This is a genomic window from Streptomyces sp. Tu 3180 (assembly GCF_009852415.1).
GTDB lineage: Bacteria > Actinomycetota > Actinomycetes > Streptomycetales > Streptomycetaceae > Streptomyces.
In genome coordinates this window covers 3704770-3719898 of the sequence record NZ_WOXS01000002.1, presented here as the reverse complement: position 1 = coordinate 3719898, position 15129 = coordinate 3704770, and the positions used below count along the sequence as shown (strand labels likewise).

The 15129-nt window shown below is 72.0% G+C and carries 14 protein-coding genes; 5 read left to right on the top strand and 9 right to left on the bottom strand.

The window, feature by feature from the left end; translation table 11 throughout:
- Window positions 1-90: 90 nt before the first annotated feature.
- On the bottom strand, window positions 91-2874 hold the full coding sequence (locus GL259_RS17520) for a D-alanyl-D-alanine carboxypeptidase (RefSeq protein ID WP_243762321.1): 2784 nt from the start codon (window positions 2872-2874) through the stop codon (window positions 91-93).
- 237 nt (window positions 2875-3111) lie between these two features.
- On the opposite strand from GL259_RS17520, the gene GL259_RS17515 reads away from it, so the two are divergent.
- The 3 genes from GL259_RS17515 to GL259_RS17505 all read left to right on the top strand — a co-directional run bounded on the left by GL259_RS17515 (window position 3112) and on the right by GL259_RS17505 (window position 5446).
- Window positions 3112-3867 carry a GPP34 family phosphoprotein gene (locus GL259_RS17515; RefSeq protein ID WP_159533867.1) on the top strand — a complete coding sequence of 252 codons (756 nt, stop codon included), beginning with the start codon at window positions 3112-3114 and terminating at the stop codon, window positions 3865-3867.
- A gap of 308 nt (window positions 3868-4175) precedes the next feature.
- Window positions 4176-5033 (top strand): helix-turn-helix transcriptional regulator, encoded by an 858-nt coding sequence (locus GL259_RS17510; RefSeq protein WP_159533865.1) that lies wholly within the window; start codon window positions 4176-4178, stop codon window positions 5031-5033.
- A 221-nt stretch (window positions 5034-5254) separates the two neighbouring features.
- On the top strand, window positions 5255-5446 hold the full coding sequence (locus tag GL259_RS17505) for a DUF397 domain-containing protein (RefSeq protein ID WP_159533863.1): 192 nt from the start codon (window positions 5255-5257) through the stop codon (window positions 5444-5446).
- 209 nt (window positions 5447-5655) lie between these two features.
- Here GL259_RS17505 and GL259_RS17500 read toward each other — a convergent pair whose 3' ends face one another.
- Together GL259_RS17500 and GL259_RS17495 are read right to left on the bottom strand one after the other, a co-directional pair.
- Window positions 5656-6165, bottom strand: coding sequence for a glutathione peroxidase (locus GL259_RS17500; RefSeq protein WP_159533861.1), 510 nt, complete (start codon window positions 6163-6165; stop codon window positions 5656-5658).
- An 80-nt stretch (window positions 6166-6245) separates the two neighbouring features.
- Window positions 6246-6506 (bottom strand): hypothetical protein, encoded by a 261-nt coding sequence (locus tag GL259_RS17495; RefSeq protein WP_159533859.1) that lies wholly within the window; start codon window positions 6504-6506, stop codon window positions 6246-6248.
- A 210-nt stretch (window positions 6507-6716) separates the two neighbouring features.
- Between GL259_RS17495 and GL259_RS17490 the strand changes: the two genes are divergently transcribed.
- Window positions 6717-7118, top strand: coding sequence for a hypothetical protein (locus GL259_RS17490; RefSeq protein ID WP_159533857.1), 402 nt, complete (start codon window positions 6717-6719; stop codon window positions 7116-7118).
- 214 nt (window positions 7119-7332) lie between these two features.
- On the opposite strand, the gene GL259_RS17485 is transcribed toward GL259_RS17490, so the two are convergent.
- Together GL259_RS17485 and GL259_RS17480 are read right to left on the bottom strand one after the other, a co-directional pair.
- Window positions 7333-7845 carry a DUF6584 family protein gene (locus tag GL259_RS17485; protein ID WP_159533855.1) on the bottom strand — a complete coding sequence of 171 codons (513 nt, stop codon included), beginning with the start codon at window positions 7843-7845 and terminating at the stop codon, window positions 7333-7335.
- A 788-nt stretch (window positions 7846-8633) separates the two neighbouring features.
- Window positions 8634-8846, bottom strand: coding sequence for a hypothetical protein (locus GL259_RS17480; RefSeq protein WP_159533853.1), 213 nt, complete (start codon window positions 8844-8846; stop codon window positions 8634-8636).
- A 655-nt stretch (window positions 8847-9501) separates the two neighbouring features.
- On the opposite strand from GL259_RS17480, the gene GL259_RS17475 reads away from it, so the two are divergent.
- Entirely contained in the window at window positions 9502-10050 is a 549-nt protein-coding gene (locus GL259_RS17475) for a hypothetical protein (RefSeq protein ID WP_208026485.1), read from the top strand.
- A 66-nt stretch (window positions 10051-10116) separates the two neighbouring features.
- Here the strand turns inward: GL259_RS17475 and GL259_RS17470 are convergent, their stop codons facing one another.
- From GL259_RS17470 to GL259_RS17455, 4 genes are all read right to left on the bottom strand, one after another.
- Window positions 10117-11022, bottom strand: coding sequence for an LppX_LprAFG lipoprotein (locus GL259_RS17470; RefSeq protein ID WP_208026484.1), 906 nt, complete (start codon window positions 11020-11022; stop codon window positions 10117-10119).
- Window positions 11023-11548: 526 nt separating this feature from the next.
- Window positions 11549-11899 carry a MerR family transcriptional regulator gene (locus GL259_RS17465; protein WP_159533851.1) on the bottom strand — a complete coding sequence of 117 codons (351 nt, stop codon included), beginning with the start codon at window positions 11897-11899 and terminating at the stop codon, window positions 11549-11551.
- Window positions 11900-13017: 1118 nt separating this feature from the next.
- A complete protein-coding gene (locus GL259_RS17460; protein WP_159533849.1) occupies window positions 13018-13365 on the bottom strand; it encodes a CBS domain-containing protein in 348 nt (115 codons plus the stop codon).
- Window positions 13366-13409: 44 nt separating this feature from the next.
- Complete coding sequence (locus GL259_RS17455; protein WP_208026483.1) at window positions 13410-14903, bottom strand: DEAD/DEAH box helicase; 1494 nt, start codon at window positions 14901-14903, stop codon at window positions 13410-13412.
- Window positions 14904-15129: the final 226 nt, after the last annotated feature.

Here is a 15129-nt window from a genome sequence, read left to right as displayed (position 1 = left end):
TGACGCTAGCACGCACCCCGTCGGCCGTCGCCCTGGTGGGCGTCGGCCGACGGGGGCACGGGCGTGCGTGCCGCGCGGTTCCGCCGCGGATCAGGAAAGACGCGTCAGCTTGTCCGTGAAGCCGGGCTCCACCAGGTCCTCCTGGAGGGCGACCGGCACCTTGACGGCGCTGCTCGTGCCGTCGCCGACGGTGAGCGTGCCCACCTTGGTTCCGGCCTTCGCCTGGTGCGGCAGCTCGTCCGCGGCGAACGTCAGCTTCACCGACAGCCCCGCCCAGCCGACGGCCTTGACGTCCTCGGTGACGGCGACGGGGGTGCGTCCGCCCAGACCGTCGTCCACGTACCCGACCACGGCGCCCTTCTTCAGGATCGTCGCCGACTCCAGCGCGCCCTGCGCGGCCCGGATCAGCTGGTCGCCCGAGGTCAGGGCGGCGGACAGGATGGTGTTGTCCTTGCCGCCCGCGGGCTGGCGGACCACGGCGCCGACGATGGTCCGGGTCTCGCCGTCGATCTCCTTCTTCGCGGCGAACACCAGGTTGCCGAGCGCGGAGGTGGTGGTGCCGGTCTTGATGCCGACGACGTCGTTGCTGCCGACCAGCTGGTTCCAGTTGGGGTGGTTGACGCCCTTGTAGTCGTCGTACGACATCATCGCGGCGACCTCGCGGAACGCGGGCTGCTTCATCGCGGCCCTGGCCAGCTTCACCTGGTCCACGGCCGTGCTCACGGTGGTGTCGTTCAGGCCCGAGGGGTCGGTGTAGGTCGTGTTGGTCATGCCGAGGTCCTTCGCGGCGTCGTTCATCTTCTCGACGAACGCCTTCTCGGACCCCGCGTCCCAGCGGGCGAGCAGCCGCGCCACGTTGTTCGCGGACGCGATCAGGATGGCCTCGATCGCCTCCCGCTGGGAGATCTCGTCGCCCGCGGTGACGGTGACGGTCGACTCCTGACCGGCGTCGGACTGCTTCTCGGCGAGCTCGTCGATCTTGAGCATCGGCCCCTCGGCGCCGCTCTTGAGCGGGTGGTCGCGCAGGATCAGGTACGCGGTCATGACCTTGGCGACGCTGGCGATCGGCACGGGCTTCTGCTCACCGGAGGAGCCGAACGTGCCGATGCCCTGCACGTCGAGCGCGGCCTGCCCGTCCGCCGGCCACGGGATGTCGACCTTGCCGCCCTCGAAGGTGTAGCCGTCCTGGGCGGTGAGCTCGAGCGTGGGTGCGGGGAGCGGACGCATGTTCTGCACGACCGCGAGGACGACCACCAGCAGCAGGACCAGCGGCGTCCAGATCTTGATCCGCCGCACGGCCGTCCGCAGCGGGGTCTCCGGCGGCGGCGGGGTGTTGGTCAGCTCGGCCAGCAGGTCCAGCGGCGGCTTGGGCGGCAGCGGCTGCTGCGTCGTCCGCTCGGGCCCGACCTGCGGGACGGAGGTGGTGGCCTCGGCGGGAGCGGGGGGCTTCGCGGCCGGCGTCACGGCGCGCAACGCGGTGGTGGCGTCCCCGCCGCGCGGCGGCTTGCGGGTGTCGGGGTCGTCGAACTCCTTCAGCGCGACGAACCTGCTGGTGCGCTCGGACGCGGACTCGCCCTTGGGCCCGGACCCGGACTCGGATCCGGCCCCGTCGCCCGCGTCGGCGCCCGCGTCACCGGGCTCGGCCTTGGCGCCCGTGTCGCCCAGCTTGAGCATGGTGGTGGGCTGGTCGACGGAGGGCGCGGAGGGACGCCCGGTCCTGAAGACGGCGGTGGGCTGGTCGACGGGGGCCTCGGACCCGGCGGCGGGGGCCTTGGACCCGGTGGCGGGGGCCTTGGGCTCGGCGTCGTCCTCGGCCTCGGCCTCGTCCTCGGCCGGGGACTCGGCTGCGGAGCCGGTCCCGGAGCCGGTCTTTGACTCGGCGTCGGCGGGCGCGGCGTCGGCCTCCGGACCGTCCTCCTCGGGGGCGGCGCCGGCTTCGCCGGAGCCGGCGGACGGGTCCGTGCCGGTGTCCTCGTCCGGGTCCGGGCCCGCGTCGTCGCCCCCGGACGAACCCGCCCCACCGGAAACCGCCCCGGGGGCGTCGTCCTCGTCGTCGTCCTCGTCGTCGTCCTCGGCGTCGTCGTCCTCGTCGGCGTCGTGGGACTCGTCGGCCGTGGAGGCGGCGGCCTTCGGCGCCCCGGCGGACGCCTCGTGCGCGGCGCCCTCGGATCCGTCCTCGTCCTCGCGCTCGTCCTCGCGCTCGTCCGCTGGCGCGGTCCTCGGCTCCCCGGCCGCCCGCCCGGAGTCGTCCTGCGCGGCGTTCCCGGTCTCCGCGCCGGTGTCACGGCGCGCGTCGGTGCCGGTGCCGGAGGCGTCCTCGGCCTCGTCCCCGGTCTTCGGCTCCCCGGCGGCGGCGCGTTCGGGCCGCGTCCCCGGCTCCGCGCCGGTCCTCGCCCCGCCGTCGCCGTCGCCGTCGCCGTCGCTGTCGGTGTCGCCGTCGCCGCGGGGCCCGTCCTCGGCGTCGTCGTCGCTCTCGTCGTCGGCGGAGGCGTCCTCGGCCCCGCTCCCGGCCTCCGCCGCCCCGCTCGTGTCCTGCGCGCCCCCGTCGGAGTCCGCCGAGCGCACCCACGCGGCCACCGCCTCGCGCAGCCGCCCGTCGCCCTCCACGGCGGAGTCGCCAAGCTCTTCGGAGGGCGCTCCGTCGGCCTCCGCGGCCTCCGCGGCGTCCTCCGCCGCCTCACGCACCGACAGCACCCGAGTGGCCGTGTCGACGCTCCCGCGGTCCTCCGAGGGCGAGGACTCGCGGGCCACCGCCAATCGGAGGTCCCGCTTCTCGGCGGAGTTCCTCGCCTCGGGAACCGGACCCGCGCTCCCCGACGTCGGTTCTGCCGACGACTCGCGCTGCTTCGACCTGTCGGGGGACTCGCCCGCCACCGATGCCTCCTCCATGCGGCGCACGCCCCGCGTGCGCCAACCGAACCGTGAACCGCCGCCCGCGACAGTGCTCCACAGCGCTGTCCGAACCCTGTACCAGTGTCCTGTGCGCGGGCCGATCCCACGTGGTAGACGAGAACGACATACCTGCCGGTTCCCTTACGAACCGGTCACGCACCCTCGACAGACCAATGTGAGAGGGGTCACCCTGTCATTCATCCACGCGGGGAGGCATGGATGGGCAGGAGCCGCAGAACACTTCCGGAGGAGCTTCTGCTGCTGGCACTGGACCCGGCCACGGGTACCACTGCGCAGCCGCAGTCGCTCGACCTCGGTCTGGCCGGAGCACAGCTAGTGGAGCTGGCGCTGGCCGGACGGATAGCCCCAGACGGGGATCGTATCGCCGTGGTGGTACCACGGCCGACTGGAGATCCGACACTGGACTGCGCGTTGGAGTTGCTGCGAAGGCGCGGCGCTCCGGTACGGGCCGTCCACTGGATCGGCGGGCCGCGACTCGGGCTCCGCCAGACCTACCTCTCGCATCTGGAGCGGTGCGGCATGGTGCACGCCGTGGCCGGACAGATGTGCGGGGTCTTGCCGACGACTCGCTACCAGGCGACGGACACCGAGATCAGCCGGGAGATCAGGGCCCGGCTGGACTCCGCGATCCGCACCGGCGTTCCGCCGGACCCGCGGACCGCGGCGCTCGCCGCACTGGCGCACGCGGTCGGCCTCGGCAAGCACCTGTACCCGGGGAACGAGGGACGCTCCTCGCGTTCCCGGTTGCGGGACCTGATCCGGCACGACCCGATGGGTGGTCTCGTGGCGCACGCCGTGATGGACGTCCAGAACGGCGTGGCGGCCCAGCCGCGCCGCAGCCCCGCACCGCCGGCGGGCCGTCAGGCCGCCGTCGGCAGGGGCGCACCGGAACCCGCCCGAGGCGTTCCGGCGCAACCGCGCCGCGGATCCATGGCGCGCGCCGTGGCCCACTGAGCGGCGCGCCCCCGGCGGTCCCCGAGGGGGCCCGGGGGCCGACGGCGCGACACGCCACGGATCCACGGCACCACAGACCCGGTCACGGGAGCCGCTGTCCGAGCGGGGCGGGGAGAGTGCACGGCCTCTCCCCGCCCCGCTCGGCGTGCCCGCAACCGGCGCCCGTACCGCCGCGGCCCCGTGAACTGGCGTGTACGCGCCGTATATCCACCGTTTCCCAGCGGTAGGAAGCACCTTGGTGGCAATCTGCTCGGCAGCAGATACGCAAAGTGGCAAGTACGAGGTATGCAGCCGGAGGTGCACGTCCCGTGGCATCGAATGTCAACCCCACCGTCAGGCGACGCCGGCTGGGCCAGGAACTGCGCAGACTCCGCGAGCTCAAGGGCATGACGGCCGAGGAAGTGGCGGAACGGCTGCTGGTGTCGCAGTCGAAGATCAGCCGGCTGGAGAACGGCCGGCGCAGCATCAGCCAGCGCGACGTCCGCGACCTGTGCGGGGTCTACGAGGTGGAGGACCAGCGCGTCGTCGAGTCGCTGATGCAGATGGCCAAGGACTCGCGCCAGCAGGGCTGGTGGCACGCCTTCGGCGACATCCCGTACAGCGTCTACATCGGCCTGGAGACGGACGCGGAATCGCTCCGGGTCTACGAGCCCCAGATCATCACCGGCCTGTTGCAGACCCGCGCCTACGCCGAGGCCATCATCCGGGGCGGTTCGCCGGAGTCGTCCGAGCAGGACAACGACAAGCGGGTCGAGGTCCGCCTGCGCAGGCAGGGCCGCATCACCACGGACAAGGAACCGCTGCGGCTGTGGGTGGTGCTGGACGAGGCGTCGCTGCGCCGGGTCGTCGGGAGCCGGCAGGTGATGCGGGAACAGCTCGAGCACGTGATGGAGCTGTCCCAGCTGCCGCACGTCACCGTGCAGGTGCTGCCGTTCGAGGTGGGCGCGCACGCCGGCATCAACGGCCAGTACTCGATCCTGGAGTTCGCCGACGCGGCCGACTCGAGCGTCGTGTACATCGCGGGCGTGACCAGCGACCTGTACCTGGAGAAGCCGCACGACGTGCAGAAGTACACCGTGATGTACGAGCACCTGCGGGCCCAGTCCCTGAACGTGGAACAGTCCCGTCAGCTCGTGGAACGCATCGCGAAGGAGTACGCACGCTGATCCACCGTCAGGCGGCGGATCGTACACCCCTGACATGAGTACCGGGAAGTCTCACCCGGAATATGCCATCCGGTCGAGTGAACGACCGCTCCGGAAGAGGATGTTGGCGAGTAGCGTCGATCACGCCAACCACCAGCGAGGGTTGGCGCAATCCGTTCTGCGGGTCCACGCCGGAACGCGCAACCCGGGACGGCAACTCAGCAACTGGCTACGGAGCGAACATGGCAATTCGTCTGGGTGCCACGGAGACGTGGACGACATCCTCCTACACCAACAACAACGGCGCGTGCGTGATGGTCAGGTCGACCACCGAGGAAGCGCTGGAACTCGGGGACACCAAGGTTCCCGAGGGGCCGAAGCTGGCCTTCCCCGCGGACGCGTGGAGCGCCTTCGTGGCCTCGGTGAAGGGCTGATCGGACCGGCGATCGCCGCACGAACCACCAGGGCCCCCTCGACCAGCTCGCCGTCCTAGCCGAGGGGGCTCGGCCTCACGGCCTCCCGGACCGGCCTGCCGCGGACGCCCCGGTGCCGGCCGGTTCCTCGTCCACGCGGACGTCCTCCGTCGCCGGGCGGCCCTTCCGCCCGGCGACGGGGACACTCGCCCCGGGGGCGGGGACGGCGGTCAGCCGATCGCCTTCTCCACCGCCGCCACGACCTCCGCCGACTCCGGCTCGGTCTGCGGCGAGAAGCGGGCGACGACCTCGCCGTCCCGCCCGATCAGGAACTTCTCGAAGTTCCAGCGGATGTCCCCGCTGTGCCCCTCGGCGTCGGCGAAACCGACCAGCCGCTCGTACAGAGCGTGCCGCCCCTCCCCGTTGACCTCGACCTTCTCCGTCATCGGGAAGGTCACGCCGTACGTCGCCGAACAGAACTCGGCGATCTCCTCCGCGCTGCCCGGCTCCTGCCCGAGGAACTGGTTGCAGGGCACGCCGAGCACGGTGAAGCCGCGCTCCGCGTACCGCTCGTGCAGCCGCTCCAGTCCGGCGTACTGCGGGGTCAGGCCGCACTTGGAGGCCACGTTCACGACGAGCACGGCCCGGCCCGCGTACTGGGCGAGGTCCGCCGGACCGCCGTTCAGGGCGCCGATCCCGACGTCGAGGGGAGAGGTGCCGTTGTTCTCTGCAGTCGTCATGGACCGACCCTAGCCCCGCGACGTGACGCTCCCCCGACCGGCCTCGGCGAGGACCTCCCCGGCCGCCGCCCCGGCGGGCCCTACCGGTCCCGCCCCTCCGGTCCTTCACCCTCCCGGCCGGAACCCGACCCGTCGTCCCCCCTGGTACCCGCCGCGACCCCCACGGCGGTGCCGGCCCCCAGCCCCAGGGCCGTTCCCAGGGCCAGGCCGAGCCCGAGGTTGCCGAAGACGGTCAGCCCGAGCACCAGCCCGAGCGCCGTACCGAGCGACAACCCGACCGATATGCCCGCCGCCAACACCTTGTTGGTGGTCGGCCCGCCGTTCTCACCCTCACTCCGCATACGCACATCATCCTCGACGGCCGCCGGGGTCCGGACCGTCGCACCACCGCACGGACGAGCACCGGGACCGGCGACACGGGACCGGCGGTTCCGGCCGGACCGGAGCGCCGCCCCCGGGCTTCCCGGCCGGCGGCCCCCGGCTCACGTACTCAGGTGGATCCGAGTACGTGCGCCCTGCCCGGCGACGGCGCCGGGCGGGACGCTCGAGCCATGCGCCAAGGACCGACGAAACCCGTTCCCCGGCTGTTGCCGGCCCTCGCCCCGGCTGTGGCGGCACCGGTGATGTGGGCCGCCTGGCTCGGCTGGGACCAGCACCGTGACCTGCACCCCGACGGCTCGACGAGCGGCCCGTACGAGGCGTGGCAGGTGATCGGACTGGTGCTGACCCTGCTGCTCCCGGTGTACTGGGCGGCATCCCGGCACCACGTCACGGGCGCCGTCCTCGGCACCACGGCGGGCCTGACCGCTGCCGCCTTCCACGACTGGTCGGACGACGCCAGCGGCCTGTTCGTCATCGGCGTGGGGACGGTCATGGTGGGCAGCCTCGTCGTGACCGCCGCCGTCTCCGCCGTGATCGCCTCCATGCCCCGGTCCGGGCGGCTGTCGCCGTGAAGCAGCGGTGGGACACGACGAGGCCTGGCACTGGGCGGTGCTGACGCTCCACGGCGACCGCTGCACGGTGGAACACCCCGAACCGGCCCACCCGCCGGCTGCTTACGAGGCCCTCGGGTGAGAACCGGGCACCGGGACACCCACGAGGGCCCCTGGCCCCGACCCGCCACCATCACCGGGGCGGGCCGGGACGGGCCGCCCTCGAACGGACGACTCAGTCGAAGAGGGCGATGAGCCCGTTCACCCAGATCCCGAGCATGGCCAGGGCCACCACCAGGCATCCGGCTCCGGCCAGGAAGCCGGTGAACGTCCCCTCCCCGCCGTCCGGCTCGTCGTCCGGAGCGGAAAGCACCGTGTCCCAGTCGACCGGCCGCCCCAGCGCTTCGGAGCAGGCGGTCCGCACCGCTGCCAGTTGCTCCGCGGCGAACGCGGAGCGGGCGAGGGGCTCAGGACCGCGCCATGCCAGTGCCCGCATGCGCTGCCGGGGAGTCCGGTACCTCGCCTCGAAGGCGGCGGTCTCGTCCGCGTCCCGGTCCTCTTCGAGGTACATCCAGCGGCCGGCTTCCGCGGGCTCGCCGTACAGCCGGTACACCTCGGCCAGGCGGCGCCGGACCGTCAGGTCGTCGGGGAAGGAGGAGACCAGTCCGCGCAGGCGCAGGCGCGCCAGAGGTATGCGGCCGGCGGCCAGATCCGCGTCGACTCGAGCGAGGGTTTCCGTCAGGGGCATGCGTGCATGATCGGTGAGGGCGGCAGGACGTCTCGACCTGTTTTTTCCGGTGACCGGACGGTCGCCCCGTTCGAGGACGGTCGAGGCGGCCTGGGGTTCAGCGGGCCGGGCCGATCCGGCGGGCCGGTGCCGGAGTCGTGGCGGACATCGGCTTCGGTTCCGGCGGGTGAACGCCTCCGCGAGCGCCGTCGCGGTGCCGGTCTCCGGCGCCGGACAGCCGCAGGACGCCGTCGCCGTCCTGGACCCGGACATCGCGGTCGACCGCAGGACCCTCGCCGCGCACCTCATGCGGCTCGGGCGCACCAAGGACGCCGCGGCCGTGCTCCACCGGCCGAATCGTCCCTGGGTCCTCCCCGGGAACGACGCTCCATGGAGCAGCGCCTGTCCTCACCTCCCGGCCGGCGGTCACCGGTGCTCGGACCGGACGGGGCCGTCCGGACCGAGGAACGCGGATGCCGCCGGTCGCCCGGCGTCGCACGACGATCGCCTGCCTGCCGCCTGAACACCCGAGCGGCACGCGATCGGCCGGATCACAACAGAGTGACCTGTTTCGGCGGGGAGCTCGGGTGGAGCCGGCGGGACCGGAGGACCTCAGCCTTCCGGCTCACCGGGTTCCCGCTGGGCCGGATCCGACGGGCGAGACGCCGATCCGGACTGGTTCGAGTCGTTGGCCGGTGTTCCCCGTCGTTCCCCGTCCGTTCCCGCCGGATCGGGCACGCGGGGAGCGGGGGCGGTTCTCTCCCGGCCTTCCTGGGGAGGAAAGGCCGGTGGAGAGGGCGTCGTCGGCCCTAGTCGGCGGTCACCGCGGTCGTCTGCGGCCGTCGGGCCGACAGCGCGTTCACCGCGGAGCCGCAGACCAGGACCGCCGACAGCGCGATCAGGTTGGTCAGAACGTCCTGGATCTGCGCCATGGGGGCGTAGACGACCACGATGACGACGAGGACGGCAGCCCAGTCTCGCGGTCGGGGGATAGAAAGCGGGTTCTTCGAGGTCATACTCATGGCAGTACCTCCTGGGTGCCCGTCCGCCGGTCGCTGCTCCTGCCGGGAAGCCCGTGCAGCGATCGGTGGGGTTTCGTGGTGGGCCACTGTGATGTGGGTCTCCCCGCAGCGTGCGACGGTGTAACGGTACGTAAGAGTGATCTTGCGCATGGTCATGAAACGCAGGGGTGTGCGACGTCGTGACGTCCGTGGTCCGAACGGCCGTGAGCGGGGCTGAAGGAGACGGAGACCGGGACGGGGTCTGCCGTGCCGCCCCGGAGCGGGGGTCTTCGGGGCCGCAGGCCGCGCAGAGCCTCGTGAGGATCGCCGTAGACGCTCCAGCAGCCGGCACTGCCGTCGTCAAGGACGTCCCTGCCGTCCCCCGACCGGGCGGCGACCGTCGTGCACCGAGGCGCGGTGGACACCGTGCCGCCCAGCTCCCGGCCCGCTGGATCGACGCCCACGGCTACCGGTCGACCGGACACCCCGCGAGATCGACCTGGAGCGTCCCGAGAACCGCGACGACCGGGTGACGGGACTACAGGCACCGGTGACCCGCGGCTGAGCGATCGCCTCCGGTTCCGACCGGTGATCGGGTCCGGGCAGCGGGAGGCCGCACGGGTGTCCCCCTGCCCGGCCTCGTCCCGAACAGGAGACAAGCTCCTAGAGTGCGTGGGTGACCCCTTCCGACGCTGCATCGAAGACACGCTTTCTGGTCCTGCACGACTACGGCATGGGCGGCGCCTGGTGGTGGGTCCACGCCCGGTCCGAGCAGGAGGTGCTGGAGACCTTCGCCGACGTGGAGGTCGTGCACACCGAGGCCACCCGCGCGGAGGCCGAGACATGGGGCCTCGACGAGGCCGACGTCGACGGACCGACCGCACCGCCCGGCTTGGCCGAGGCCCGGGCCAAAAGGGACGCCCAGCGCGGCATGCCGGGGTTCGGCGCCTTGGCCGGACGGGACCTGCTGTACCTGAGCCGCCGTTGGGACGAGGACGACGATCCGGTGGTCTACCTGGTGGAGGTCGGTCCCGATGGTCGTCGGCTCCGCCAGGTCGAACTGACCGAGGACGGAACGGCCTACCGGAGCACCCCGGAGGACTGGCCCTTCAACCCGCCGTGGGTGGACCGCTACGACCCGGAGTGGGTGCCGTTCGTGATCGGCCGGGAAGAGTTCGAGGCCCGGTGGACCCGGGCCGTCCACGATCCGAGCCGCTGGGATTGAAGGGCCTGCCCGACCGTTCCCGCCGTGCCTGGCACGAGCCTTCCTCGTCCGTTTCCCGGGTGTTGCTCAACCTGCCGGTGCCTCGTCCGCCGGTGCGGCGATGTCAGCGGTGTCTTCGGACGGTGGGGCCGCGATGGTCACCGGCTGGTTGACGTCGAGGAAGGTGATGGTCAAGTCGAGTGGCTCGCCCCCTGCGCCGCCCCGGGCGTCGTATGCGTCCCCCCGCATGCGGAACCGCTTGGTGTGGTTGTCGTCGTCGATCCACAGATCCATGGTGAGCGTGTCGTCGATGTGCAGCGCGATGAACTGATCAAGGCTCTCGATCCGGCGCTCCTGAGTCGCCTGGTCGGCGGCGGCGCCGCGGGCGGCGCGCAAGCCGCTACTGGTGACCGTTCCCCTGTAGTGAGTGGTTCTGGTGCCGTCGATCGTCTCCGTCCCCTTTTTCCGCAGGTCCTTGGAGCCGGTCAGAAGCGTGGACTGTACGGCTGGGTTCCCTTCGAGCTGGCTGGGCAGCACGCCGTGGGAGTCGTTGTCCACCGCGCCACGGCCCCAGACGGCCGGATCGGCTCGGTACCAACTCCTGCCGTCCAACTTCTCGGGGGCGACCGCACTCCCGCCGACGTACATCACCTCGTCGACGAACCGGATCTCCAGGCGGCCGTCCTCGCCCTGGCCGGCCGTGGTCATCTGCATGCTCATGGCCGGCGGTTCCGTGCGCATGGAGGCCTCAGCCTCCAAACGGCCCCTCTCCGGCACGGTCCCGGTGATCCGATAACGGAGCGATGCGATGTCCTCGGAGTTCCTCGCGGCCTTCGCCACGGCCGCCGCGGGGGTCACCTCGGGCCGGCCCTCCTTCGCGGAATCACTCACGGGGCCTTCGCCGCAGGCAACCGTTCCCCCAGCGAGCAGGACGGCGGCGAAGGCCGCGCTCGTCGCTCCGCGCGGTACGGAACCACGCGCTGAAATCCCCATGATTCCTCCGGAGCCAGGTGTCCAAGCCGTGCCAGGACCGGGAGCGTATCCCGGAGGCGCGTCCGGTGATCCGACGGGCGCCGGTGAGGCATGTTCAGGCTGCGGCACACACCTCAAGCCCACGGCTGATTCCGCGGCCCTACTGAGCGGTCGGACTCTCGGCTCGGGAAGCCGCGGTCATGCGCGGGCGGTTCGCGGGTGGTGCGAGCGCCGAACCGGGCGAACGCACGGCCCGCGCCACTTCCGGACTCGGCCGTCTTCACCGTGGTTCCGCGACGGTGAGGGTGCATGCGCCCAAGAAGGATCACGGAGCCCCCGACGCCGTGCGGGATCCGAACTCGTGAGGAGGTGCCCCGGCGCGCTTCCCGCATGTTCGTCCGGGGGTCCGGTGAGGGTCGGGGGCGTTCTCACCTGCGGCGGAGCGGACTGTTCACTCGCCGGGACGGACGGGTCGACCGTGTGCGTCCTCACTCATGCGCACCCCGGAGTCGTACGCGCTCGAGCCGACCCGCCCGCGCCCACGTGATCAGCTCGAACCGGGGCTGGAACGGTCAAACGCTTCGTTCGCGGCGCGGCGGTACTCGGCGTTGATGCGCTGAGCTTCCTCGAGCTGGTCCTCGAGGATGACGATGCGACAAGCGGCCTCGATCGGGGTTCCCCTGTCGACGAGCTCGCGGGCGCGAGCGGCGATCCGCAGTTGGTAGCGGGAGTACCGGCGGTGTCCGCCCTCCGAGCGCAGCGGAGTGATCAGACGAGCCTCGCCGATGGCCCGGAGGAAGGCAGGGGTGGTGCCGAGCATTTCGGCGGCCCGGCCCATGGTGTACGCGGGGTAGTCGTCGTCGTCCAGACGATCACTGAGTGGAGTATCTGCTGCCATGTCACCTCGTCGTGCAACGCGTTGAGGGGCCCTGATGCCGTACGGCACCAGGGCCCCGAAGGGAATTCAACACCATCTGTCGGCCCTCATGCTGTGCCGACCTTCTGTTTCCGCTACCCGGCCCGGCGAGGGGAGGGGTGCGGGGATCGCGGCTGCGTGACCGGGGACCACCATCCATTCCGGGGTCTTGCGGTACCCGGACCGAGAGCTGCTCGGGCCGGGCGATCCTGATGGCGTCTGCTCTCCTCCGTCCTTCCTCTGAACCGACCACTTGGTGAACGGGTACTGCGGTACTGCGTCGGTGATGCTGTCGGCAGCCCCTCGACCTGCGGGCCGCCCAGTGCGGCTCTCAGCCCCGTCACCGTTCTGCGAACACCTCGGCTTCGGAGCTCCAGAGCCGCACTGACCTGCGAACTCACGTACTACTACCCGCCAGTTCGTGTCTGCCGGGTCTCACTTGACCGTGTCAACGAGAAAAAGACTAACCACACCAGGAGCCAATGTCTACTCTGACAAAAGTAGATTTTGGCGTCCGGGAGCCGTAGATACGCTGTGGCCTGCGGTAACAGGTGGGACAAGTCGTCGTGCGGCGACAGCGTGGCCCGGCCCCTCGGAGCGTGGTCGGACGGTCGTCGCCCCGGCAGCCGCCTCACGCCCGGGGCGGCGCCGAACGGACCGACGCGTGTGCGGGGGCAGGTGTGCCGGCGGTCCTGAAGGGCTGCGTCCGTCTCGGCCGCCGCGGGCGGTGGGACGCTGCTTCGCCCCTCGGCTCGGCCAGGACCCTTCGCACGGACGGCAAGACCGCGAGGCGACGACACGACGGTGAGGGCCCTGCCGACGCGCGTCGGCAGGGCCCTCACCGGATCTCGGGTGGCGGTTTTCCGCTCGTCCTCACACCTCCGGGCAGGCGGTGCCCCCGAGCGGTACCGGCGCGGTCCGGAGCGGAGCGGGGACACCCGCCGACGCGGCCTCGGGATGCTCATGACGGATGAAGCCGAGGCGGACCACGGTCCGGACGGCTTCGCCGCCGGTGAGGTCACGGCGTTCCCGTCGGGCGGTGACACAGCGCATGACGCCTCACGGAGGAGAAGGAGAACGGGCCGGTCAGGCCAGGTGGATCAGCGGGCGAGGGGGAGGACGCCCGGGGTCCGGCCGTGCTCCCCGACGGCACCGGGCCGAGCGCCGGGCGCGGTGAACGGTCCGGCGAGGACGTCCCGTAGACGGAGCCGGTCCGTGTAGGCGGGACTGTCGCGGAGAGCGGTGAGCCGGGCCAGGGTGATCAGTCCCGTGCTCCGGTCGTCCCCGTCGCAGAGGACGAGGTGATCGACACGGGCACCGGCCATGAGGGACAGAGCCACCTCCACCGTCATGTCGTCACAGACCCGAGGTCCGGAAGCCTCCCTGTCGTCGACCACGGCCTCGGGGGAGGGATCCCCTCCGAGGTGCTGCATCTGGACCGGCGTCATAGGTGCCTCCTGCCGACGGGGACGGGCTTGTGATCACAGCGGCTCTAGGCGGCCGAGCCGAGGCCGGGCCGCCGCTCCGCCCTGCGGCGCGCCGCCTCACCGACGGGCCGCCCCTGTCCGGCCCGGCCCCGGCGGCCCCGACGGCTCCGGGCCGAGGAAGACGCGCCGCGGGGCCGTTCCGCGACCGGCGCGGCGATGACGACCGGAACGCCCGAGGGGGCCTGGGCACCCGTGATGCGGCTCAGCTCCGCGTCGCCCGACCGCACCTGGGTGATCCGCGGGGTGATGCCCGCCTGCGCCATCAGCCGGCTCATCTCGCGGCGCTGGTCGCGCGTCACCAGGGTGATGACGCTGCCGCTCTCGCCGGCGCGGGCCGTGCGTCCGCCGCGGTGCAGATAGTCCTTGTGATCGCTGGGCGGGTCCACGTTGACGACCAGGTCGAGGTTGTCGACGTGGATGCCCCGCGCCGCGACGTTCGTCGCCACCAGCACCGTCACCTGCCCGTCCTTGAACTGGGCCAGGGTGCGGGTGCGCTGGGGCTGGGACTTGCCGCCGTGCAGGGCCGCGGCGCGGACGCCGCTGCTCAGCAGGTGCTTGGTCAGCTTGTCCACCGCGTGCTTGGTGTCCAGGAACATGATCACTCGGCCGTCCCGCGCCGCGATCTCGGTCGTCGTCCGATGCTTGTCCGCGTCGTGCACATGCAGGACGTGGTGCTCCATCGTGGTGACCGCGCCCGCGGACGGGTCGACGGAGTGGACCACCGGATCCGTCAGGTAGCGGCGCACCAGCCGGTCGACGTTGCGGTCGAGCGTGGCCGAGAAGAGCATCCGCTGGCCGTCGGGACGCACCTGGTCGAGCAGGGCGGTGACCTGGGGCATGAAGCCCATGTCGGTCATCTGGTCGGCCTCGTCGAGGACGGTGATGCCGACCTCGTCCAGCCGGCAGTCCCCGCGGTCGACGAGGTCCTTGAGCCGCCCGGGCGTCGCGACGACCACCTCGGCCCCGGCGCGCAGCGCGCCGGCCTGCCTGCCGATGGACATCCCGCCGACGACGGTGGCCAGCCGCAGACTCACGGAGCGGGCGTACGGCGTGAGCGCGTCGGTGACCTGCTGGGCCAGCTCGCGGGTGGGGACGAGGACGAGCGCGAGCGGCTGCCGGGGCTCGGCGCGCCGGCCCGCCGTGCGGGCCAGCAGCGCGAGGCCGAAGGCGAGGGTCTTGCCGGACCCGGTGCGGCCGCGGCCGAGCACGTCACGCCCGGCCAGGGAGTTCGGCAGGGTGGCCGCCTGGATCGGGAACGGCGACGTCACGCCTTCGCGGCCGAGCGTGGCCAGCAGTTGCGCGGGCATGGCGAGATCGGCGAACGACCCGGCGGCGGGCAACGCGGGCGTGATCGTCTTCGGGGGCGTGAACTCGCCCTGGACGGACCGCCCGGCCTGTCGGTTTCCGTAGCCCCCGGAACGGCGCGGACCACCGGAGCGGTTGGCGCCGACGCCCCCTCCGAAGCGGTCATACGTGCGGGATGTGTGGGCGCGCTTCATGCGGAACCTTCCTTGATGAGGCACGTAGCAAGGAATTCCCGCAGCAGATGAGCGGCGCAGAGAATCTCGAGAACGAGCCAAGAGCGATGTGGGGCGAGTCGGACCGGCGGGGAATGTGTCACCGGCCGGTGGGACGGTGGAGCCTTCCCGTCTCGCGCCCTGAAATGCAGCGAGCCGGGGCCCGCATCCCAGAGGTGCGGGCCCCAGCTGCGAAGTGTGCGTCAGT

What these genes read in the sequence shown, in the direction of transcription:
- GL259_RS17495 (WP_159533859.1), bottom strand. Translation starts at nt 6,506, where the DNA reads ATGCGGAGTGAGGGTGAGAACGGCGGGCCGACCACCAACAAGGTGTTG.
- GL259_RS17515 (WP_159533867.1), top strand. Translation starts at nt 3,112, where the DNA reads ATGGGCAGGAGCCGCAGAACACTTCCGGAGGAGCTTCTGCTGCTGGCA.
- GL259_RS17500 (WP_159533861.1), bottom strand. Translation starts at nt 6,165, where the DNA reads ATGACGACTGCAGAGAACAACGGCACCTCTCCCCTCGACGTCGGGATC.
- GL259_RS17470 (WP_208026484.1), bottom strand. Translation starts at nt 11,022, where the DNA reads ATGGGGATTTCAGCGCGTGGTTCCGTACCGCGCGGAGCGACGAGCGCG.
- GL259_RS17480 (WP_159533853.1), bottom strand. Translation starts at nt 8,846, where the DNA reads ATGAGTATGACCTCGAAGAACCCGCTTTCTATCCCCCGACCGCGAGAC.
- GL259_RS17485 (WP_159533855.1), bottom strand. Translation starts at nt 7,845, where the DNA reads ATGCCCCTGACGGAAACCCTCGCTCGAGTCGACGCGGATCTGGCCGCC.
- GL259_RS17490 (WP_159533857.1), top strand. Translation starts at nt 6,717, where the DNA reads ATGCGCCAAGGACCGACGAAACCCGTTCCCCGGCTGTTGCCGGCCCTC.
- GL259_RS17465 (WP_159533851.1), bottom strand. Translation starts at nt 11,899, where the DNA reads ATGGCAGCAGATACTCCACTCAGTGATCGTCTGGACGACGACGACTAC.
- GL259_RS17460 (WP_159533849.1), bottom strand. Translation starts at nt 13,365, where the DNA reads ATGACGCCGGTCCAGATGCAGCACCTCGGAGGGGATCCCTCCCCCGAG.
- GL259_RS17455 (WP_208026483.1), bottom strand. Translation starts at nt 14,903, where the DNA reads ATGAAGCGCGCCCACACATCCCGCACGTATGACCGCTTCGGAGGGGGC.
- GL259_RS17505 (WP_159533863.1), top strand. Translation starts at nt 5,255, where the DNA reads ATGGCAATTCGTCTGGGTGCCACGGAGACGTGGACGACATCCTCCTAC.